This window comes from Thermogemmatispora argillosa (assembly GCF_059696725.1).
This window is the reverse complement of sequence record NZ_AP019377.1, coordinates 2,767,670-2,788,197: the sequence shown is the minus strand read 5'-3', so window position 1 is coordinate 2,788,197 and position 20,528 is coordinate 2,767,670. Positions and strand designations below refer to the sequence as shown.

Sequence of the window (20,528 nt, the reverse complement as noted above, 5' to 3'; positions counted from 1 at the left end):
GGCAGGCGGCTGCAGGCTGGGCCGCCCGTCTGCTTGTTGAGCACCGCCTGAGTTGCGGCGTAGGGGTCGCTCACTGCCAGCAAGCGCAACGCTGATGAGGTGAGGAGACTGCCATGACTGATTTTGTGGCCGTTGCCCGCTGGGATGAGCTAGAGGAGGGAAAGCTGCTGGGAGTGGAGATTGACGGTGAGCCAGTCTGCCTGGCGAAGATCGAAGGCGTGGTCTATGCCTGCAATGGTGAGTGTACCCATATTGGGGGGCGCCTCTACGAGGGAGAGCTAGAGGGCAGCGTACTCACCTGTCCTGTCCACGGCGCGCAGTTCGACCTCCGTAGCGGCAAAGTCCTGCGTGGCCCTGCCCGTCAGGACCTGGTGCTTTATCCTGTGCGCGTTGAAGATGGGCTGATTAAAGTCGCACTTCCCCCTGAGTGAAGGGCGCTTCCCGCCCGGTCTATGCTGGTCCAGACCAGGCAGTGACCCAAGCTGGCGGCTCTCTCTCCTTGCCTGTCGAGCGCCTCCGAGCAGCCTTTTAGCCGGCCTGGCACGGCATGGCCTGCTGCGCAAAGATCAGGCGTCTAGGTTGCAGTATCCGCCTTCCAAGAGACGCGTCGCTCTCTATTCTTTGCCAATCTTGCGCGGCAATCCTCTTGCGCAGGCGTCGCGGACCCCCTACAATAGCCGCGTGAAACCCTCATTCAGGGAAGAAGCCTAATCTTCACTGCGGATGGAGAAACGCTGTTATGGTAGGCAGGTCGCATCTTCTCATTGGCCTCACAGCAGGTGTTGTTCTGGATAGTCTGGTTCATCTGAGCGGTCCCCCGATTACCCTCGCTCCCAGTGTACCGCTCAAGCTGGTCGTGGCCAAGGCGATCTACTATGTAGCCGTCGGCTTTGGCTCGCTGCTGCCCGACATCGACAATGCGCACAGCACGCTTGGACGCAAATTCGGCTGGATCAGCCGTGAGATCCAGCGCATAGCGGGCCATCGTACTCTTTTCCACAGCCTTCTTGGCCTGCTCCTCGGCTCGCTGCTCGCTTTAGGGGCTCAGCAGCTCGTGCTTTCCTTGTTGGCCATGCGTGGTCTAAGCGCGCCGGCCAGTCTTATGAGCGCCACCCACATGATCTTCTTCGCTGTCCTCTTTGGCTGCATTGTTCACATTCTCTGCGATGCCCTCACTGAGGGCGGTGTCCCCTTGCTCTGGCCTAATCCAAAGCGCTTTGGCTTCCCGCCTAACCCAGACTGGCGCTTTCGGACCGGTACATGGCCCGAGCATGTCATTGTCTGGTCCTTTATTATCCTGGTAGGCATCGGAATCTGGCAGAATGTCATTTATATATAACAGGATGGGGTGAGGGAGGGAGGGGGAGCGCAGAGAAGGAAGGGAACAGGGATAAAGCGCGCTAAGCCGGAGTCAAGCGAAGGAGATGAGGAAGAGTGTGGGGATGAGCAGTAGTAGAGAGAAAGAGCGGCGAAAAGAGGCCATGAAGCTGTTTAGTCTGCGTGCACAAACATGGCTGGCCTGGGGGCTGGTCGTCCTGGCAACGCTGATCTATTTCCTGGAGATGAGTCATCAGGCCGTGCTCCGCTATGATACCTTCAAAGCGACGGCCTTCGATCTCGGTAACTATGATCAGGCCATCTGGAATACACTGCATGGCCGGCCTTTCCAGTTCACCAACCAGGCGATCGACTGGTATGGCCCTCCCACCCGTCTGGGTGTCCACTTCGAACCCATCTTATTGCTGCTCGCTCTCCTCTACCTGATCCGCTCAGACCCGCGCACCCTGCTGGTCTTTCAAACGCTGGTGCTGGCCTTGGGGAGCTTCCCCATCTTTCTGCTGGCGCGCTATTATTTGCCGCGCTGGCCGCTCCTGGCCGTTCTCTGTGTGGTAGCCTATTTGCTGGCGCCGGATCTGCTGGGCCTCAATATTTTCGATTTCCATGCAGTCAGTCTGGCTACGCCTTTGCTCCTCTATGCCTTGCTGGCCCTCACCTACCGCCGCTATGTGCTCTTGGTGCTCTGCTGTTTCCTGGCGGCCTCCTGTAAAGAGGATGTACCGCTGGCGATCGGTCTACTGGGCCTGCTGATGATCTGGCGCTATCGCCTGCCGCGCCTGGGGCTGACGCTCTTCATAGGCGGCTTTCTCTGGTCGGCTCTGGCCTTTGGCGTGATCATCCCCCACTTTTTCCCAGGCCAGCAGGCAAACAACTTTTGGTATCGCTACGAGACGCTCGGCAGTTCTCCAGGGGCGGCCATCGTCAATTTGCTGCTGCATCCCTGGCTGCTCTTTACCACTTTCTTAACGATTGAGCGCTTCTACTATTTAGCCAGCCTTGTCAGAAACACCGGCTTTCTTGCCCTGCTCGCGCCCGAGTGGCTGATTCCAACACTGCCCAGTCTGGCGGTGAATATTCTCAATACCAATCCTGCCTTGTATAGCGGCGTCTACCACTACAATGCCGCGATCATTCCCTTCGTGGCGATCGCAGGCATCATCGGCCTGCGGCGCTTTCTCGGGCTCTGGGCAAGCTGGCGCGGGGAACCGCTCCCGCCGCTGGAGCTGATGGTACCAGAGCGGGGCAAGGAAAGCGCGCAGGGGGAAACAGGCGCCCGCGCGAGCGCCACGCCTGGCGGACGCCTCTGGCTGGTGCGCTTAATGGAGCGGCTGCCGGAGGCCCGCCGTCAGGCCTTGCGAGCCTGGGGGGACAACTGCTACTGGCGTCTCCGCAAATGGGCGCTGCGCCTGCTCAGACCGGCCTGGTGGTGCAGACAGTGGCAGCGCTTCTGTGCGCGAATGATCCCGTTGGCCCGGCAGATCAGCCTGCCCCGTCTGCAAGGCTGTATCATTCTGTGGATTCTACTGCTCATAGTCGTCAATTATGTCGCCGAGGCGTCGATCCTCAATAGTTTCTGGGCGGATCACGAGCCTGGCTCACGCGAGCAGCACATAGAGCAGCTCTTGGCGATGATTCCGCCTGATGCCTCGGTCTCGGCGGGAGATAACCTTAATCCGCATCTCAGTGAGCGGCAGCGTCTGGCCGTCTTTCCCTCCTTTACGGGCACGATTGATGGCAAGCAATATACTGTAGACTACATCATTGTTGATCTCAATGCTGTCTTTCCCGAGGATCGTGCCAGTACGATTGAGATTCTCAATCGCTTGACGGCCTCCGGGCAATTTCGTCTGATTGCGCGCGCCGAGGGTGTCGTTTTACTCAAACGCAATAGTTCATAGTAGGCCATAGTATGTTATAATCCTTGCAGGTGAGACTCTCTGCTTTATTCGTTCCTGTGGACAGTTGACGAACAGAGGAGAGGTGCTATGCACGGGGACCCATTTTATAGTGATCCGACCAGTGTTGAACCAGGCAGAGTGCCGCCACCGGGCGCGTTACCTCCGATGGAGGAGCTGCAACCGAAGCAGGCCCCCCCGCCTCATCAGGAGCCGATGCCAGCGCCAGCGTCGGCGGTGTCACCGCTTCAGATGGCAGAGCTGGAGATGGCCAGGCAAGAGAACGAGGCGCGCACGCTGGTCTTTGCTATTGGCAAGTTTAAGGACTTCCTCTTGTGGTTCCTGGCGGTGTTGGAGGTGGCCTTGCTGCTCCGCTTTATTTTCCGCCTCATCGCTGCTGACCCCAACAATGCCTTTGCCGGTCTGCTCTACGCCCTGACAGGGATCATTCTGCTGCCCTTCAATGGCATTGTCAAAACTCCATCGCTGCATAACTGGGCCTTTGAGTGGCCGACCCTGATCGCGATGGCCGTCTATGCCCTGATCTTCCTGGCTATCACCAGTTTCTTGCGCCTGCTGATCTCGACGCCGAAGGAGACGGCGGAATAGTGGAGGGCCAGGCTTCTCCGTCTCTGGCGGCTCCCATCTGCTCGGCGCTGGCCTACAGCGAGGCGATCACGGAGGTCATAGCCGGCGAGGTGCAGCGTGGAGAAGTACATAGTGTCTTTTCGGCGGCAGCTAACCTGCTCTTCCCGAACGACTTCGTTCTGTCGTTGAACGCACATGATGGCGTAGCGCTGCCCAATGGCCTGCGCCTAAGCGCCTCACGGGGGGCCTTTCCTTTCAGTGCTCTGCGGCCCGGTATGCCGGTGCTGATCGGGGCCTGGCGTTTGCATATAGAAGATCTTCAGTGGACTGTGGACCTGAGCAGTTGCCCGCGTTGGCGTGCGCAGCTCAGGCGTCCGCCGCGGCTTGAGCCGGTGACGGTAGAGCGCAATCGGGAGCGCCTGCGCAGCATGCTCCTGGCTCCGGCGCTGGTAAGGAGCTATGAACAGCAGGGCCACCCTCTGCTGCTGCTCATGAGAGCAGCGCTGGAGGGTAAGCACCAGTTGCCCACGGAACCAGCCGCGCTGGCCGAGCGGCTCGCCGGATGTGGGCCGGGCCTGACTCCCGCGGGCGATGATCTGCTGGTTGGCTGGCTGGCGGCTGGCTGGTGGCTTCGCGGCCCTGCAGCGGATTTTCTGGCGGTTTGCGCGCGACTCGTAACCGCGGCGGCTCCGCGAACGCATCTGTTGAGCCGAACCTGGCTGACCTGGGCTGGACGGGGTTACTTCGCTCTTCCTCTGCTCGAACTGCTGGAGAGCCTGGCTGAGGAGAATGAGGCGCGCTTGCTTGCGCAGGCGCAGGCTGTGCTTGCCCTGGGGGCAAGTTCGGGCTATGATCTCTTATGTGGCCTGGTGTTGGGTCTGGCCTCTCTGTCGCTCCAGCCCTAGGATCAGGCGCCGCGCCTGAGCGAGCGGCGATTGATCAGTCCGCTTTGCTCCCGCTCTTGTCTTATCTTATCCTGCCGACTTGCTTTCTCCGAGCATGTAGCACCATTATTTCTCGATAGAATCAGAGCAGGTCCTTTTTAAGTCATCCATAGTTTACATGGACGTGGCCTTGTGCTATACTGGGCGCAGGCAGGCCGGAGGTACTATGAACAAGCTCAGTGTTTTCACAGGTAACGCCAATCCCGCGCTGGCTGCTGCCATCTGCCGTCACCTGGGGATAGAGCTGGGAAAGGCCGAGGTCTTCCAGTTTAGTAATGAAAACATTTTTGTCAAAATCAACGAGAACGTTCGTGGCCACGACGTTTTCGTCATCCAGCCCTTCAGCTCGCCAGTCAATCGCTCGATCATGGAACTGCTGATCATGATCGATGCGCTCAAGCGGGCCTCGGCCCAGCGCATCACGGCGGTGATTCCCTACTATGCCTATGGCCGCACCGATAAGAAGGATCAGCCGCGAGTCCCCATCACTGCCAGGCTGCTGGCTGATTGCATCACGGTAGCAGGGGCCCATCGCGTGCTGACAATGGACCTGCATGCCGGTCAGATTCAAGGCTTCTTTAATATCCCGGTTGATGAGCTGACGGCCCAGACTCTGCAGGCACGCTATTTTCGTGCAAAGGGGCTGGAGAATTTCACCGTGGTCTCTGCCGACGAAGGGTTCGCCAAAAAGGCTCGTCAGCTTGCTGATCGCCTGAATGCCCCCCTGGCCATTGTCGAAAAGCGCCGTCTGGGCAACGATGGCGTGACAGAGGCCAAGAATGTGATCGGCAATGTGGAGGGACGCGATGCCCTGATTGTCGATGAGGAGATCGACACAGCCAGCTCGATCACGCAGGCGGTGCGCGTTGTGCGTGAGCATGGAGCGCGCGAGGTCTATTGCTGTGCCTCACATGGCGTCTTCTCTGGTCCGGCTATTGACCGGCTACGTGAAGCCGAGATCAAGGAGATCGTCGTGACGGATACGATCCCCTTGCCGGAGGAAAAGCGCTTGCCCAATATGACGATCTTGTCGGTCGCGGAGCTGTTCGCTGGGGCGATCAGCCGTATCCATGAGAACCGCTCGGTGACGGAGCTGTTTCAGTAGTCAGGTGGAGCTAAAACGCCTTTCTTGCTGCTCACACTCGCAGGCCAGGCAGGTGCTAGCGCGTCGATAAAGCGGCAGGCTGTCTTCTCATAACTAAGGCTGGTAACTGTAGGACAGAGAGGCCTCCCCTGTGGCTGAGGCGGCAGAGTTGCAGGGGAGGGCTGCCGCGAGAGAGGTGAGAGCGGGGCAAAGCTGGCTGAGGGCAGATAACGGCCAGCCACGGCTAAGAGGCCTGCACGTGACAGCGGTCTTGCGTCCGCTTCCCGTTTCCTCGCAAGATCAAAAAAAAGAAAGATAGACCGACTTTTCTTTTAAGGTCTATCTCCCTGCTTCTTTTTGGGGATTGGGTTTGACTTATCTGGCTGCTACGCGACTCCTGCGCGAGCAGCCAGAGACCCAAGGAGCGGTGAACGTTGAGTAGCGGCGGTAGGACTCGAACCTACGACCCAGGGCTTATGAGTCCCCTGCTCTACCAACTGAGCTACGCCGCCAGACTGGCTGCGGGCGACGCCACTGCTACACGCGGTGGGGGTACTCCTGGGGGGAGCTACCACCTTGCCGGAGGCTCTCGCTCCGGTTAGCAGGGCTGCCTCACTGGTGATTTCGACTTTATCTTATCACATTCTGTCAAGAGGGAGAGGGCCAGCTTTTGAGAGAAATCCCAGGCGGTGGGGTGAGGCTGAGAGCGAGCGAGGCAAAGGGGGAGAAAAAGCCTCACCCGTAGACACGAGTGAGGCGAAGTAGACGTTATCACTAGAGCGTGCCTTAACGGAGGCAAGAGAAGCATTGCGGGGGCAGGATTCGAACCTGCGACCTTTGGGTTATGAGCCCAACGAGCTACCGCTGCTCCACCCCGCGTCGTTGGTAGTGATTAAAAAGGCACAGTGCTGAAGGTGACGAGTTTTAACCAATCAGTCAGCCGTACCTGCGCTTCAGAAGGAGAGAGGCAGAGAATGGCTGACTGGATTGCGGGGGCAGGATTCGAACCTGCGACCTTTGGGTTATGAGCCCAACGAGCTACCGCTGCTCCACCCCGCGTCGGCGTTTTCATGATACTACAAGATTGAAACGGTGTCAAGGGGGGCTGTCAGGGCAGCAGCCGGAACCGGCTCGTGCTCTCTTTTGATGTGAGCCGGCTGGCTTCGTCTATCAGAGTAGGATGAAGATCGTGCGATCGAAGATGCTTATAGACAAAGGCAGCTTTTCATCAGACCAGCTATGGCAGGCTATTCGAGACGATGTGCTCCAGGCCATCACTTCGATTCAATGGCCGCCAGGCTCAGGCGCTTTCATCCTCTACGATGAAGCGGGGAAACGGCGGAGGGAAGGTGGCAAGTCTTATTTCCCGCTCTGGGAAGCTCTTGGTACTTTAATAGCGAAGGGTGTGCTCTGGATCATTGCCATTGAGCAGGATGCGGTGAGCAGGTCGGTGCCGCGCATTGCGAAAGGAACCGATGGCAGAGCGCTTATGTAAGCTCTGCCCTGGCATTTCCATAGGCGTGAGGAATGGCTCCCTGTTCCCATTCTATGGGAACGCGGGCGACCTTGCCGGTTGGCTGGTAGAGGTCACGCCCCAGAGGTCTGAGTGGCAGGCGCCCTTCGAAAAAAGCCCGGATGCGCTCGCGTGTGATCTTGATATAGGTTTCCTCCTTATCGCAGCCCGCCACACGCCGACCGTGCCTGATGCCTGCGATGAGCGACGAGCCAGCGCCGCAATAGGGGTCAAGCACCCACTCATCTGTCAAGACCTTGTTCGTGGCGAGCTGGGCTGCTTTCGAAAGGAGGAGGCACCGGGCAGATCAGGCAGGGACCTGTCCGGTGCCTCTTCACGAGAAAAGGCCTCACGTTTTCAGCAGAGAAGATGTGTAGCGTAAAGCAGGTGCCCGCCGGGCATGCTCTGCCCGCCTTATTCTCTCGGTCCGTACAAGTCAGCGGGCTGACTCCGACGGACACCGCTGGCTTCGCTCAGTGGTGCTTACTTGCCTCCTTTCCTCAGATGGAATGCCTGCAAGAGGGCTAGACAACGCTACAAGTCGCGCCGTTCAAGGTGAACGAGGTCGGCGCGGGATTACTCCCGTTCCACGTGGCCAGGAAGCCAGGCGAGGCCCCCAGAGTAGCGCCTGCCGGGATCTGAGCATTGTAGGAGGCGTTCGTGATCGTCACCTGGGCCCCCTGCTGCGTGTAGCTCCCGTTCCAGAGCTGGGTAATCTGCTGACCGGCTGTGAAGCTGAAACGCAAGGTCCAGCCGTTAATAGGACTGCTCCCAGTATTTGTGATGGTGATGCTCCCCTGGAAGCCACCCGGCCACTGGCTGACGATGCTATAGTGAACCTGGCAAGAAGCTCCCGGCGACGGTGTAGGCGTGGGTGAAGGCGTGCTAGTAGGAGCCGGCGAGGGTGTTGGCGTGGCTGTTGGGCTGGGAGCCGGGGTCGGCGACGGTGTTGGCGTCGGGGCCGGCGTACCGCCTCCAGTGCCAACCGGAATAACATAGGTCACCAGCGAGCGCGCGGGCACGGTCGCGCTGAAGGAGCCGCCACTCACCGTCAGCGTAGCCTGAGCCGCTGTGTTGTTATTGTTGTTTGTCAGATAGGGGGTTACGGTCGCCCCGTTAGCCACGTTGGTATTCTGCAGCGAGAAGGTCGCCGCTGTATTGCTGCTCGCCAAATTGATGACCACGATGGCCAGCGTGCCGTTGGTGTTGCGATAGGCGGAGACCAACAGATTGCTATCGGAGCTGCTGGCTCCAATGCGCACTGCGCCGGGCCGGATAAAGCGGCTGTAGTTGGCGAAGGCCCAGAGGCGCTTCGACGGCGTGATGGTCGAACCGTTGAGCTGGATCAGGCCCTGATTGTCGGTCGAAACCGAGGTGCTGGCCACGCCCCACCAGTAGAAGAAAGCGCTCAGGTTAGCCGAGGTTAGCCCGACATGGATATGCTGGGCCCAGGTCAGGCCAGAGGCATCGCTGCCATCATCCCAGGCCGCATCAAAGCTATCGAACGTTGACCACTCGGTCTCCCAGACTGGCTTACCGTTCGAATTCAGCGGCGAGGTTGGCGCAGCAGTATAGCCGTGGCTAGAGATGATGCTGACATAAGAGTTGGCCACTGGATCATTGACGATCGCGCTGGTATAGCTGGGAGCCAGGTCCCACCCTTCGGCATCGCAGCAGACGATGCGGGTTGACAGACCGGCATTGGCCAGGGTTGGCCCCAGAATCTTGGCAAAGTCGGCGGTCTGCGTCGGGTTCATCACCATGCTAGAGTACGAGGTGGTCAAATTCGGCTCATTGACAAAGCCAACATCGGTGATGGTCACACCCGCCGCCTGATAATCCTTAATGTACTGCACCAGGTAGTTAGCGTAGGCCTGACGCCAGTCGCCCGAGCTGCAGGTAGCGCCAGGAGCACCGCACAGCGTGCCACCATTGCTTTCAGAGCCGTTGGTCTTCATGAAACCTGGGGCGCTCCAGGCGTCGGCATAGATGCGGGTCACGCCATAGTTCTGAATGACTTGCTGGGTCAGAGGCAACTGGCCCCAATCGGTCCCGATGGGCACGTACTGCGGTGTGGCTGTCGGGCTGCCAGGGCTATTCGGCTCAATAGTATGGCTGCTATCGGAGGGGATCAAGTTGCGCAGAATGGTCAGCCCGGCCCCCGTTGTCGGACTGAAAAGCAGGTCCAGCATCTGTTTCTCAAGCGTGGAGCCAGCGTTAATGATGGCATTGGCCTGCCCGAAGGCCTCAGAGACACCAAAGCCATCAATCGTCTGATAGGTTGTGGCGCCATTGATGGTCACGCTTGAAGCCGCATAGGCCGGGCGCCCTTGAACAATAAGGCTGAGCGTCAAGGCGCTGATGAGTGCCATGAGCGCCAGGCCAGCGCACAGGTTCTTGAGCTGTTTCCTGAGCATAGCCTGTGTTCCTTTCTCCTGAGGACTCTCCTGTGTTGTTTGGTTTGTTGGGTTGGGTATGATCTCTGCCCTGGGTAGGTGGCTAAGAGATGTATGTGAACAAGCCGCGAGCTGAGCCAGGCCTTGCGGTACCTTGGCGCTCCCATCCTACCTACCGAGCAGGCTGGTGGCCTGTACCGCTGCTGGCTGCTGGCAGGGCAGGCTGAGCAGGCCCGGCTCAGCTCTGCTTGTCACGCGCTAGTCAGGTCAGGTACGGTACGGCTGCATTCGTTGTCGCCGCTGCCTAAGCCAGACCGGACCTTGGCTAGACCGTGTTGCAGGTCACGCCGTTAAGGGTGAAGACCGTCGGATCGGTGTGGTTGCTTGTCCAGGTGCCATTGAAGCCGATCGAGACAGAACCTCCGGCAGCGATGACATCGTTGTAGCCTACGTCGCGGGCCGTCACTTGCTGGCCCTGCTGACTCCAGGTGGCGTTCCAGCCCGCCGTTACTTGCTGATCGCCTGGGAAGGTAAAGACCAGCGTCCAGCCGACAATCGCGGCGTTGCTGATGTTGGTGATCGTGATGTTGGCGGTCATGCCACCCGTCCAGTAGCTGGCGCTATAGTGGACGGCGCAGTAGTGCCCGGGCACGGGCGTGGGCGTCGGCGTCGGAGTGACGCCGTTGGCCAGGTCCGTCAGATGGTTCAGCAGGCCTTGCCCGTAAGGGGTCGGTGTGCCGTTGTAGTCGGTGATCAGAGACGGGAAGCTCCAGCAGTTGTACGTATCCCAGGCCCAGGCCAGATAGCCAATGTTGTTCTGGTCCATCCAGGCCATCGCCATGTCGATGAAGCCGTGGGCACAGTCGTTCTCACCGATCTCCCCGGCGATCACCGGCACCTGAGCCGCTACGGGCGCTACCGTCAGAACCCAGCAATTGACGTAGTTACATGTATTGAAATTGTAGAGATGGAAAGAGGCGGCCAGGTTATTCAAGGGGTCGTTCGGCTTGTGGGAGAGCCAGCCCGACAAGTCGTTGGCGTAGGCCAGGCCGCCGAGCATGATGACATTGGTGGCCCCGGTGGCGCGCACAGCGTTCACCAGCGTCTGCATGCCAGCCACAGCGAAGGGCACATCAGTGCATGGGCTGGCATTAGCCGCTGTGCTGCCGTTGAGCCAACAATCCCAGCTCGTGGTGAAAGGCTCGTTGTAGAGATCGAAGATTACCGATGAATTATTCTTGAATGTATTGGCCACCGAGGTCCAGAAAGCCGGCGCGTGATCCAGGTCAGGCATAGCGAGCTGCTTATTCGCCTGCTGGGTGCCGGGGGCGCTCCAGTGCAGATCGAGGATCGTGATCAAGTTATTGGAGGTCAGCAGGTTGACATAATCGATGATGGCCTGCCGATACTGAGCCGCGGTGTACTGAGCGGCGGGGTAGCCATTGATGCCGAGCCAGCAATCCTCATTCAGAGGAAGGCGGACGGCATTAATGTGCCAGCTCATCATCGCGGCTACCGAGGCGGCGTCGCTAGGCCCATCGAAGACGGTAGTGTCGCCGGCGGCATCGCACATATACTCGGTGCCCGAGCGATCCACCCCTAGCGGGCGGACCGGCTGACCGGCGCCATTGAGCAATTGGTTGCCCACGACATGCAGGCCGCTATAGGAGACAGCGGCCTGAGCACGTTGCGCATGGCGGGGCGCGTACCAGATCAAGCCCGCCAGCGCCAGTGCCAGCAAGGCGAAGAGCGCCGGCAAGCTGCAGGACAGGGCTTTCTTCACGAGTGTTCCCTCCTCGTCTGTCGCGACTATCTCGTCCCTGAGAGCAGGCCCATCGGTCCCTGCTGCCATTGCCTACTAGCGAATTAGCTCTGTCTCACTCACTCACTCACTCGCTCCCTGGCTTCTCCCCCTATTGGGGCCAGGAGCCGCCGCTGAGGTCACGACTTCGGCGGCTCCTGCCCAAAGACCAGCGTGCCGTTGCGGTAGACGGGAATATACTGAGTCACAGCCTTCGTTGACGTCAGGCCCTGGCGACTCCAGTCGTTCGATGAGTCCCAGTGGTACTTGTAGTCACTGCCGATGGCCACAATCAGGGCGAATTCGAGGTCGCGCGTATACCACAGCGGGTAAGCCGACCAGTCGAATTCGTAGTAGTAGACCGTGTTAGAGTTGCCCCAGGCGTAAGGGCCGCGTACGGCGACCGGGCCACCGTTGGGCAGGTACTGGTTCTGGTCGTAGTAGATGGCCACTGAGACCGCATTGATCGACTGACCAACGGCCAGCAACTCGCTGATGTTGAAGAAGTAGCGCACCTTCAACCCGGTAACAAACTGCGGCGGCTGAGTGGTGTCGCTATGGAGCGTCAGCGTGATCTGCGTGCTCTGGTTGCTGTCCTGGTTGACCAGCGCTTCGACGAAGAAAGGATTGACGGGCGTTTCAGCCGTAGAAAAGTTGGGGTTGGGCTGTTGACCGGAGCCGTAGTAGTAATAGAGGCCCGCCAGCGCGCCAACGAAGGCCGCGCTGTAGTCGACCGCCACCTCGTTGTAGACAAAGTCGTTAGTGGCGTCATCGTGATAGTCGCTGGTATCTGGGCCGCCAACCAGGCCACCCCACAGCGTATGGCGATGGTTGGGGGGATCAGACATACTATTCGTGAAGGAGCCGTGAGCCGCGCGATGATGGGGATGCTTAGCCGAGTTGGAAGCGAAGCCCACCATGTAGCAACGGTTCATCGGATTGCTGCCTAGAATATAGTTCATCTGCCCCAAGGCCCAATCTGAGAAGCGTGAGTCACCAGTATACTTGCGATAAACCAGAGCGCAGAGCTGGGCAGCGGCGTTGTAGCGGCAGGAGCCCCAGGTGTTGATCACCATGAAGCCGCCGGGCGTCGGCTTCAAGAAATTCTTATCGTTGGGGTCCTGATGGGGGACATTGGACCAGTATTCCAGGTTCCAGCGGGCGATGTACCAGTGCTTGGGATCGTTGGTAATCGGAGCGAGCTTCAAGAACATGCCCCCCCAGACGGAGTCCCAGCAGTGCACCCAGGTATTCTGCCAGTTGTCCTGAGTGCTGTTCATGATGGCCTTGAGATAGCCGGTATAGTGGCCGCTGGAGTCGGTGGCGATAATGTCGTTCAGATAGGATTGCTGGCCGGTGGCGATGTAGAGCCAGATAGCGGCCCAGGCCAGGTCATCGCTATCGCCGCTAGAGTTGTAGAAGCCACCGGAGTAGCCGAGGCCGCGATTGGCAACGGCGAAGCGATAGAGGGCTTTGGCATAGTCCAGGCACTTGGCGGCGTAGGTGGGGTCGCTGCTCTGGCTATTGAGATACATAATGGCCAGTGCGGCGGCGGCCTGCCCACACATGTCGCTCGCCGGCGTCTCGGAGGTAGCGAAGTAGGCCGGACGGGCCAGGTTCTCAACCTCGGGCGGCGCCCAGACGGTATGATCAATAGAGCCTTCGCCAACCTGGTAGCAGAAAGCCACGACGTTGCCGCTGCTGTCGCGGAAGGTGCAGCGTAGCAGGTAGTCGCAGCCCCAGCGCAGGATGGCCATCATATGGGCATCCTGCCCGGTGGAGACGAAGGCTTGACGGAATTCGTAAAAGCCCCAGCCCAGGGTAGAAATGGCATACGCTTGAGGCAGGCCAAATTTGACATGGTCACCGGCGTCATGGAAGCCGCCGCTGACGTCAACTGTGCCTTTACCTGCCGGGTCAAGCACTTGCCGGTGAGCTGCGATGAAGGAGGCCGACATGTTGGTCCCTACGTTATTGCTGTTCTTGGGCTGCAGAGGGACAGCGGTGTCGGAGAGGTCGCAGTCACCGCGCCAGGGTAAGAGGCCACCGGTGACGCCCGGCCCGGATTTCTGGGCGTCGTAGAAGTAGATCGACATCTGCAAGGCTGCGGCCAGGTTATATTGAGGGGTGGGAGCCGCGCTCGCTCCAAGGCTGCTTTCAGCGCCTGCCAGCGCTGCTCCCAGAGAACCTAGCGGCAGCGCTACTAGCAGGTTGCGCGATTGCCGTAGCAGCTCGCGCCGCGAGATGCGGGTAGACACGGTCTGACTCCTTTCAAAACTCTCCAGGGTATCATCCTTGACTCGCTCGTTCGTGTCCTGTCCTATCCTGGACTATCAGCGCGCTGCCTTCCGCTTGTTGGCTGTTTGTCTACTTGCTGACCGGCGAACTTCAACTAACGGCGAAGACAGACAGGCGGATCACCACAACGCGCGCGAATCGCCAGCGCGCAACCCTACCACCTGCAGGCGAGCGCGCCGCGCTGGGTGACTCAAGCCGGCCTGCGCTCCATAGCTGGCTCCTTCCACTTGCCTCTGCCGGGGAAGGTTGGTGCTCTGCACTGTCTGCCTGAAAGCAGTATAGGCAGACCCCACGGCAAAGGCCAGAGCAGGTAGAAGGCAGATGCCAGTCAGTGAGATGACAGCCAGACCTGGCCACTCTTGAGGTAGTTCTCTTGTATTGATGAGATTACGACAATTGAGGTATGTCTGTAGTGGCTCTTCCAGCAGGACTCGACAACATTGACAGCTTCCCCTCTCGCTCGGTACAATACTAAAGAGAAAATCGTATTCGGGTCATAGCGCTTCCACTGTTCATAAACTTTTTCGTGTCCATTGGAAGCTGCAGGTAACACGTATAAATGATTACTCATCCCGACAACACGAGAGATGCATTGCAGGAAGCACCTCCGGCTGTTGCTGTCAAGGGATTGAGCTTTCGCTATCGCGCCCTCAACGAAGAGTTGCCCCCTTCGAAGAAGACCAGAAGAGCTATCCCTGATTCCTCTGGTGCCGAGGTGGAGGCGGAGACTGAGCCGCCCTATGCCATTCGTGATATTTCTTTTTCGCTCGCTCATGGTGAGCTGCTGCTGATTGCCGGGCCGAGTGGCTGTGGCAAAAGCACGCTGCTGAAGTGCCTCAATGGGCTGATCCCCCATACGTTCCGCGGTGAGCTGGAAGGAGAGATCTGGATCGAGGGACGTTCTGCCGCTGGTATGAGCCTGCGCGAGCGGGCGCGCTATGTTGGCACGATGCTGCAGGACCCCGAGAAGCAGATCGTTGGCAGCACCGTTGAGCAGGAGGTTGCTTTTGGCCTGGAGAATCTCAATGTAGAGCGCGCCGAGATCCGGCGCCGTGTCGACGAGGTCCTGCGGCGCCTTCGTCTGGAGGCCTACCGCCAGGAATCGACCTTTGCGCTCTCGGGAGGACAGCGTCAGCAGGTGGCGGCGGCTGGAATCCTGGTAATGCAGCCTTCGATCTTTCTCTTTGATGAGCCGTTTGCTAATCTGGATGCGCGAGCTATCGATGAGCTGGAGGAGCTGATCAATGGCCTGCGTGCCGAAGGGCGGGCCATCATTATTGTAGAGCATCGCGTTGAGGAGACCCTTAAGCTACGCCCCGATAAGGTGCTGTTCATGCAGGATGGACGGCAGGTCTTCCTGGGCGATGTCTCCTCCTTCCTTGAGGTGGCTGACCCGGAACAGGTCAAGCTGCCGATTGAAGCGACGCTCCGGCGTGTACCTGAGGCTGAGCGGCACCGGGTCATTGAGCGTCTGGTGCGTCCCATCGTAACCAGGCGAGCAATAGAGGCGACAGGCTCCAACGCTGGTGAGCCGGTGCTGGTCTTCCAGGACGTCCACTATCGCTATGAGGCCGCTGCAGAGGAGATCTTGCATGGTATCTCATTTGAGGTACGGCGTGGTGAGACAATCGCCCTGCTTGGACCGAATGGGGCTGGCAAGACAACCCTGGTGAAGCAGGCTCTTGGGCTGCTGCGTCCAACGGCGGGCACGGTCTTGCTCTACGGCGAGGATACGCGCAAGCTGAGCGTGGCTCAGTTGGCGACGCGCATCGGTTACGTCTTCCAGAGTCCGAGCGCCATGCTTTTCGCCCCGACTGTTCGGCAGGAGCTGAGCTTCGGCCCTGAGAATCTGCGTTTCCCCCCTGAGCGGCTCAGGCGGGCTGTCCAGCGCGCTGCCGAGGCCCTGGATGTGGCCCGCTTTGCTGATCGCTCGCCTTTCTCGCTCAGCTTTGGGCAGCAGAAGCGGGTGAGTATCGCTTCTGTGCTGGCGATGGAGAGCCGTATCCTGTTGCTCGACGAGCCAACGGCTGGCCAGGATTATCGCTCTTATATCTCCTTTATGGAGCATCTGCGTAATCTTCCAGAGCTTGATGCTCTTCTCTTCATTACACATGATCTCGATCTGGCGCTGCGTTATACTCAGCGCGTTCTTCTCCTCAAGGATGGTCACCTGGTGGCTGACGGGGCGCCGTTAGAGGTGCTGGCCGATCAGTCCCTGCTGGAAAGCTGTAATTTGCGCCCGACTTCGCTCTTGCGCTACCTGCTGGCTGAATGTAGCCGCAGCCTGGCGTGACGGCGAAGGTGAGCAGAGCGAAGAGGAGCTAGTCGCTCTTCTCCACTGGCTTGTTTCTTCCCGTGCTTCTTCTCCTGGTGATTGTTGCTCCCAAGGAATTGTGGTCATTCGTCATCTTTGAGAAAGGAGTCATTGCTGTATGGCAACTACCGAGAAAGAGAGCCTGCGTGAGCGTGGGATCAATAGCCAGGTCTGGGGCCTGGGAGTCCGGCACATTGTTTATATGGCCCTCGGCGCGGCTCTCTATGGCATTTTCAGTTTTGCCACCAATGTCATCCAGCTTCCTAGCGCTGGCAACGTCTCGTTCCGCCCGGCTATTGTCATTCCCCTCTTCTTTGGGGCTGTCTTCGGGCCGTGGGTGGGCCTCTTTACCGGCGGGGTGGGCAACCTGCTCGGGGACTATCTCTCGGGCTATGGGGTCTACTGGAACTGGGATGTCGGCAACGCCTTGATTGGCCTCATCGCCGGCCTGGTGGTCTACTTGACCTGGGGCGTCTATCGCAGCACCCGCTCTATTGTGCTGGCCGAGATCTTTGCTGCTTTAGGTATCATCATCGGCATCGGCTTCGCCTCCTTCACGGAGATGTGGCTTTCAAAGTTCAGCTTCGCGACTGCCGTCGCCGGTTACTGGCTGCCAGCGGCTGGCTCTGATTTGATCAATGGCTTGATCCTCTTGCCTATTCTGCTGGTCGCTTACCGGGCCGCTGTGGGGCGCTTCGGCCGCTAGCGCGGCGCGCTACGCCGGGTCACCTCCAAAGAGTGTGCCCCCTGCGACCAGGGAAGCCGAAGGCGCCAGCTTTCTGCACAAGTCTGGTTGGCGCTGTTCTTGATGGAGCGCGGGAAGAAGTGAACGGCGGCAGAACGCTAGGCGGACGCGGCGAGGGTGCTGGCCTCTGTTCTGCCGCCGCTGCTCTGTCTCTGTCTCTCCCTCTTGCTCCAAGGCGTGCAGAAGGATGCATAAGGAAGATGCGCTATGTTGATAACGTTTCCTTATATTAAGCGCGATACACCTGTTCATCGCCTTGATCCGCGGGCTAAGTTTCTGTTGCTTCTGGCTTACGGCCTGGCGGCGGCTCAGACCTCGAATGTCTGGCTGATTCTGCTCGGCTTTGTGGGAACGGCCTATTACTATCGTCTGGCGCGCCTGAAGTGGTCGGAGACCAGGCGGGCCTGGCTCTTCATTATCTTCCTGAATGTGATCATTGTCTTCGGCAACTATTTTCTCTCCGGCGGCGCCATTGTCCAGGGCATCGATCTAAGTCATCAACATCAGTTATTCTCTTTGCCGTTTTTGGGATTCTTGAATCATCCTCCCTACGTTGGCCCGAAACTACTGGTCTTCAGTGTTGAAAGCATCGCCTATATGCTGACGATGGGCCTGCGCAACTTCAGCATTGCCTTCCTGGCGGTGGCTATTCCCTATACGACCCATCCAGGCCAGATCGGCATCGCCTTCAAGCAAATGGGTCTGCCGGACCAGTTCGCCTATGCTATTGATCTCTCTTTTCGCTTTCTGCCTACGCTGGCGCGCGATTTCAGCGTGACGCTGGATGCCCAGCGGGCGCGGGGCTTCGAGCTGGATAAGCTGCGCGGCGGCATCTTCGGCAAAATCGCCCGCATGGCTCCGCTGGTCGTACCCATTGTGATCGGCTCAATAGTGGGGGCGGAAGACATTGTCAATGCGATGGAACTGCGCTGCTTTGGCCTGGGCAAGCGCACCTGGCTGGCCGAGCTGCGGGCCCGTCCGCTTGATCGGCTGCTCATGGTGCTGGGGATTGCGCTCTTTGTAGGGGTGACGGCCCTGAATATCCTGGGCAACTTCTATCCAAGTGGCCCATTACACATACTCCATGAGCAGGGCCTCCCCGCTTTCCTCTGGCACTGAGATTTGAGGGCGAGGTCAGTCAGGCCAGAGGCAAGCAGGGTATAGGACTGGTCTCGCTCTCTGGCCGTGTGCGTGGTCGCGCAGGCGTTCCTCTCCGCGCTTGTTCTCCTCAAGCGCTGGCGATCGTGATCATCATCATCTGGCCTGCAGACCGAAAGGCCCATGCCGTGCCGGGATTCAGCTCGTCTTGCTATGATATAGACGACAGCTTGTGCAATGCTAACGAGGTCCCGGATGAGACGCACGTTTCTGACGCGCCTGCGGATCAATGGCTCCTATTATGTGCTCGGGGCGCTGCTGCTGCTGCTCGGAGCGCCGCTCTATCAGTGGCTCTGGCTGCTGCCGCACGGCTATGGGGAGGCCCTGGCCGCCGCCAGCCGTGGCCAGTTTAGTGTTTATGTCCTCTGGCTCCACTCGCATCTGTGGGCTTTCGCTCTCTATCGCCTGCTGCAAATCGCCGCCTTTGCTCTCACGCTTAGCTTGCCTTTCACACTCTTCCGCATCATCGTGGCCCAGGAGGTACTGGGACGTGACGAGGAGAGTGGGGCCGGAGAGCCAGCGGAGGAGACGGCTGCTCTGGACGAGGGACAGGGAGCCGCCGAGGACGGCCAGGCCAGCGCCGACGGTGGCTCCAAGCCGCTGCCCCAGACGGCTGAGGAGCTGCTAGCCGTGCCCTGGCGCGGCAAGGGGTTTGCGGTCATCGCGGCCTGGAGTGGTATGCTGGGTATTCTTTTACTGATCCTGGGCAATCTGGCCAGCACGGTCTATCAGGTAGGAGTGGCGCGCGGTTTTAGCGCTGGGTCTGTGCTGATGCCGAGTTTTGCGCTGGTGGTGGGCGTCTGTACGTTGGTCGCCAATACGGTTGGAGGGCTGCTATTGGCGCTGGCAGCGCTGCTGTTCGGGGTCGTGATTACACGCAGTGGCTTGCAGCTCTGGCCACCGCTCTGGGTAGCGCTGGGCTATGTGGCGATTCTTCTGGCACTCTTTCTGATAGGGAGCGCCGTGCAGGTGGCTCTGGCGCCGGCCGGCGGCCAGGCATTTTTGACTACGCCAGCTTTCCTGCTCTTCGCTCTCTGGACCTTGTGGCTGGGTCTCATTCTGGTACGGCTGCGACCCGAGCCGGCTTCCTAGTCGGCGCTGGAGGGAGCGGCAGCCCGCGCGCAGCCGGCCCCGCTTGCGGAACAGAGCGCGCACCTGCTCTATGCGCCGCTTATCCGCCCGCGCCCGCTGTGCTCTTCTCTTAATTGTCGCCAAAAAAGAAAGAAACGGGATATCTGAATCCCCACCACCGCGCCCACAGAGTGGTAGAGCGACTCCCGTCCCCTACAGTATAACCTAAATGCCTCTTGTAACACAAGATATATAGGAGAGGTTGGATATAAGGTACCCCGGGTTCTTTGCCCCTTGTGTTGCAAGGGAGAGCTGGACTCACAACACTCGGCAAGCGAACCTCGGGAACCTGAGAGAATAAGGCAGAGCTTTTGAGCGTAACTGCACAAAAGTGCTCACCAGTCTCAGACATCCGTCCCGGTTCGCTGAGGAGCAATTGTTCATCCATTCATGTCTCGCGTGCCTCAACAGAGGAGGACAAGAGAGAGGCGGCCCGACCCGCGCGCTGAGAAGCGAGAGAGAGCGAGAGCAGAAGCGAGCCGAGCCGGCCTCAAAGCGCGAGACTACGCCCCAGCGGAGGAGCTATCTTCCGCTTCCGCGTTGGGGTCGGAAGGGGAAGCCTTCCCTTCTGTCTGGCCTTCGCCGGCCTCGCTGGGAGCACCGGCGGAGCTGGCGCTAGCGGTTGACGCAGCAGAGCCATAGATCAGATCGTTGAGATCCTTATGCGTCCGCTCAATGATGCTCCGCAGGCGAGCCAGCCGCTCGGGGTCATTTAGCGAGGAGCGGCCTGCGATCATAAAGAGGCGAGCCACCTCGCTGGCCTCCTGGCGCAGAGCTTGCAGCTCTGGCGACCAGAAACGTGCGCCAACGGAGTGCAGCGGCCAGGCCGGGCCGAAGCGTTCCGCCTCGCGCTGATGCTCGGCTAGAAAAGCGCGCCCAGCCTCGGTAATCGTATAGACCTTCCGCCCCTCAACCTCACTCGACGTAATAAAGCCGCGGTCCTCCAACATCTGCAACGTTGGGTAGATCGAACCGGGACTAGGCGTATAGAAGCCACCGGCGCGCTCCTCTAGCACCTTCATCATCTCATAGCCGTGCATGGGGCGCTCCTGGAGCAACTCCAGCAGGACGTATTTCAGATCGCCGCGCCCAAAGAGACGCAGCCGCTCGAAAAAGGCTCCAGGCCCGTGAGGACCTCGACCGTGGGGGCCTGGCCCATGAGGGCCCGGACCGTGAGGACCCGCTCCGAAGGGAGGCCGGGCCCGGCGCGCCTGCCAAAAAGAGGGGAACGAGGGCCTGGGTGGGCGCTGCCACGGGAAGGAGTCACCATCGTCCCAGCCGTAATGTTGCCAGACAAAGCGTCGACCGAACATGAACCTAGCA

General features: G+C 59.4%; 16 protein-coding genes and 3 tRNA genes. 11 read left to right on the top strand and 8 right to left on the bottom strand.

Features of this window, described 5'->3' with window-relative positions:
* Window positions 1-113: 113 nt before the first annotated feature.
* From AC6H1L_RS10860 to AC6H1L_RS10835, 6 genes are all read left to right on the top strand, one after another.
* A complete protein-coding gene (locus AC6H1L_RS10860) occupies window positions 114-431 on the top strand; it encodes a Rieske (2Fe-2S) protein (RefSeq protein WP_497597534.1) in 318 nt (105 codons plus the stop codon).
* Between the two features lie 308 nt (window positions 432-739).
* A complete protein-coding gene (locus AC6H1L_RS10855; protein WP_497597533.1) occupies window positions 740-1,339 on the top strand; it encodes a metal-dependent hydrolase in 600 nt (199 codons plus the stop codon).
* 142 nt (window positions 1,340-1,481) lie between these two features.
* Window positions 1,482-3,236, top strand: a complete 1,755-nt coding sequence (locus tag AC6H1L_RS10850; RefSeq protein ID WP_497597532.1) for a DUF2079 domain-containing protein — start codon at window positions 1,482-1,484, stop codon at window positions 3,234-3,236.
* Between the two features lie 87 nt (window positions 3,237-3,323).
* On the top strand, window positions 3,324-3,842 hold the full coding sequence (locus AC6H1L_RS10845; protein ID WP_497597531.1) for a hypothetical protein: 519 nt from the start codon (window positions 3,324-3,326) through the stop codon (window positions 3,840-3,842).
* Entirely contained in the window at window positions 3,842-4,726 is an 885-nt protein-coding gene (locus tag AC6H1L_RS10840) for an oxamate carbamoyltransferase subunit AllH family protein (RefSeq protein ID WP_497597530.1), read from the top strand. The genes AC6H1L_RS10845 and AC6H1L_RS10840 overlap by 1 nt, the downstream gene beginning before the upstream one ends.
* A 205-nt stretch (window positions 4,727-4,931) precedes the next feature.
* Window positions 4,932-5,870 carry a ribose-phosphate diphosphokinase gene (locus AC6H1L_RS10835; protein WP_497597529.1) on the top strand — a complete coding sequence of 313 codons (939 nt, stop codon included), beginning with the start codon at window positions 4,932-4,934 and terminating at the stop codon, window positions 5,868-5,870.
* Between the two features lie 418 nt (window positions 5,871-6,288).
* Here AC6H1L_RS10835 and AC6H1L_RS10830 read toward each other — a convergent pair.
* The 3 genes from AC6H1L_RS10830 to AC6H1L_RS10820 all read right to left on the bottom strand — a co-directional run bounded on the left by AC6H1L_RS10830 (window position 6,289) and on the right by AC6H1L_RS10820 (window position 6,908).
* A tRNA-Met gene (locus AC6H1L_RS10830) sits at window positions 6,289-6,361 on the bottom strand.
* A gap of 295 nt (window positions 6,362-6,656) precedes the next feature.
* Window positions 6,657-6,728 (bottom strand) — tRNA-Met (locus AC6H1L_RS10825).
* A 108-nt stretch (window positions 6,729-6,836) separates the two neighbouring features.
* Window positions 6,837-6,908: transfer RNA gene (locus tag AC6H1L_RS10820), tRNA-Met, on the bottom strand.
* Between the two features lie 142 nt (window positions 6,909-7,050).
* Here AC6H1L_RS10820 and AC6H1L_RS10815 point away from each other — a divergent pair.
* The gene (locus tag AC6H1L_RS10815) at window positions 7,051-7,344 is read left to right on the top strand and encodes a PDDEXK family nuclease (protein ID WP_497597528.1); all 294 of its coding nucleotides are present in this window, start codon (window positions 7,051-7,053) and stop codon (window positions 7,342-7,344) included.
* Here AC6H1L_RS10815 and AC6H1L_RS10810 read toward each other — a convergent pair.
* The 4 genes from AC6H1L_RS10810 to AC6H1L_RS10795 all read right to left on the bottom strand — a co-directional run bounded on the left by AC6H1L_RS10810 (window position 7,337) and on the right by AC6H1L_RS10795 (window position 13,817).
* Window positions 7,337-7,615, bottom strand: a complete 279-nt coding sequence (locus tag AC6H1L_RS10810) for a DNA methyltransferase (protein ID WP_497597527.1) — start codon at window positions 7,613-7,615, stop codon at window positions 7,337-7,339. The two genes, AC6H1L_RS10815 and AC6H1L_RS10810, sit on opposite strands and share 8 nt — an antisense overlap.
* Before the next feature lie 271 nt (window positions 7,616-7,886).
* Entirely contained in the window at window positions 7,887-9,779 is a 1,893-nt protein-coding gene (locus AC6H1L_RS10805; protein WP_497597526.1) for a cellulose binding domain-containing protein, read from the bottom strand.
* A gap of 304 nt (window positions 9,780-10,083) precedes the next feature.
* On the bottom strand, window positions 10,084-11,541 hold the full coding sequence (locus AC6H1L_RS10800; RefSeq protein ID WP_497597525.1) for a cellulase family glycosylhydrolase: 1,458 nt from the start codon (window positions 11,539-11,541) through the stop codon (window positions 10,084-10,086).
* A 158-nt stretch (window positions 11,542-11,699) separates the two neighbouring features.
* On the bottom strand, window positions 11,700-13,817 hold the full coding sequence (locus AC6H1L_RS10795; protein ID WP_497597524.1) for a glycoside hydrolase family 9 protein: 2,118 nt from the start codon (window positions 13,815-13,817) through the stop codon (window positions 11,700-11,702).
* Between the two features lie 599 nt (window positions 13,818-14,416).
* On the opposite strand from AC6H1L_RS10795, the gene AC6H1L_RS10790 reads away from it, so the two are divergent.
* From AC6H1L_RS10790 to AC6H1L_RS10775, 4 genes are all read left to right on the top strand, one after another.
* Window positions 14,417-16,150: an ABC transporter ATP-binding protein gene (locus tag AC6H1L_RS10790; RefSeq protein ID WP_497597523.1), complete on the top strand. Its 1,734-nt coding sequence runs from the start codon at window positions 14,417-14,419 to the stop codon at window positions 16,148-16,150.
* 139 nt (window positions 16,151-16,289) lie between these two features.
* Window positions 16,290-16,877, top strand: a complete 588-nt coding sequence (locus tag AC6H1L_RS10785; protein WP_497597522.1) for an ECF transporter S component — start codon at window positions 16,290-16,292, stop codon at window positions 16,875-16,877.
* A 246-nt stretch (window positions 16,878-17,123) separates the two neighbouring features.
* Window positions 17,124-18,035 carry an energy-coupling factor transporter transmembrane component T family protein gene (locus AC6H1L_RS10780; RefSeq protein ID WP_497601489.1) on the top strand — a complete coding sequence of 304 codons (912 nt, stop codon included), beginning with the start codon at window positions 17,124-17,126 and terminating at the stop codon, window positions 18,033-18,035.
* 234 nt (window positions 18,036-18,269) lie between these two features.
* Entirely contained in the window at window positions 18,270-19,166 is an 897-nt protein-coding gene (locus AC6H1L_RS10775) for a hypothetical protein (protein ID WP_497601488.1), read from the top strand.
* A gap of 542 nt (window positions 19,167-19,708) precedes the next feature.
* Here AC6H1L_RS10775 and AC6H1L_RS10770 read toward each other — a convergent pair.
* On the bottom strand, window positions 19,709-20,518 hold the full coding sequence (locus AC6H1L_RS10770) for a PadR family transcriptional regulator (protein WP_497601487.1): 810 nt from the start codon (window positions 20,516-20,518) through the stop codon (window positions 19,709-19,711).
* Window positions 20,519-20,528: the final 10 nt, after the last annotated feature.

Coding starts and splice junctions, on each gene's coding strand:
- AC6H1L_RS10860 (WP_497597534.1), top strand. CDS start 114: ATGACTGATTTTGTGGCCGTTGCCCGCTGGGATGAGCTAGAGGAGGGA.
- AC6H1L_RS10855 (WP_497597533.1), top strand. CDS start 740: ATGGTAGGCAGGTCGCATCTTCTCATTGGCCTCACAGCAGGTGTTGTT.
- AC6H1L_RS10850 (WP_497597532.1), top strand. CDS start 1,482: ATGAAGCTGTTTAGTCTGCGTGCACAAACATGGCTGGCCTGGGGGCTG.
- AC6H1L_RS10845 (WP_497597531.1), top strand. CDS start 3,324: ATGCACGGGGACCCATTTTATAGTGATCCGACCAGTGTTGAACCAGGC.
- AC6H1L_RS10835 (WP_497597529.1), top strand. CDS start 4,932: ATGAACAAGCTCAGTGTTTTCACAGGTAACGCCAATCCCGCGCTGGCT.
- AC6H1L_RS10815 (WP_497597528.1), top strand. CDS start 7,051: ATGCTTATAGACAAAGGCAGCTTTTCATCAGACCAGCTATGGCAGGCT.
- AC6H1L_RS10805 (WP_497597526.1), bottom strand. CDS start 9,779: ATGCTCAGGAAACAGCTCAAGAACCTGTGCGCTGGCCTGGCGCTCATG.
- AC6H1L_RS10790 (WP_497597523.1), top strand. CDS start 14,417: ATGATTACTCATCCCGACAACACGAGAGATGCATTGCAGGAAGCACCT.
- AC6H1L_RS10785 (WP_497597522.1), top strand. CDS start 16,290: ATGGCAACTACCGAGAAAGAGAGCCTGCGTGAGCGTGGGATCAATAGC.
- AC6H1L_RS10780 (WP_497601489.1), top strand. CDS start 17,124: ATGTTGATAACGTTTCCTTATATTAAGCGCGATACACCTGTTCATCGC.
- AC6H1L_RS10775 (WP_497601488.1), top strand. CDS start 18,270: ATGAGACGCACGTTTCTGACGCGCCTGCGGATCAATGGCTCCTATTAT.
- AC6H1L_RS10770 (WP_497601487.1), bottom strand. CDS start 20,518: ATGTTCGGTCGACGCTTTGTCTGGCAACATTACGGCTGGGACGATGGT.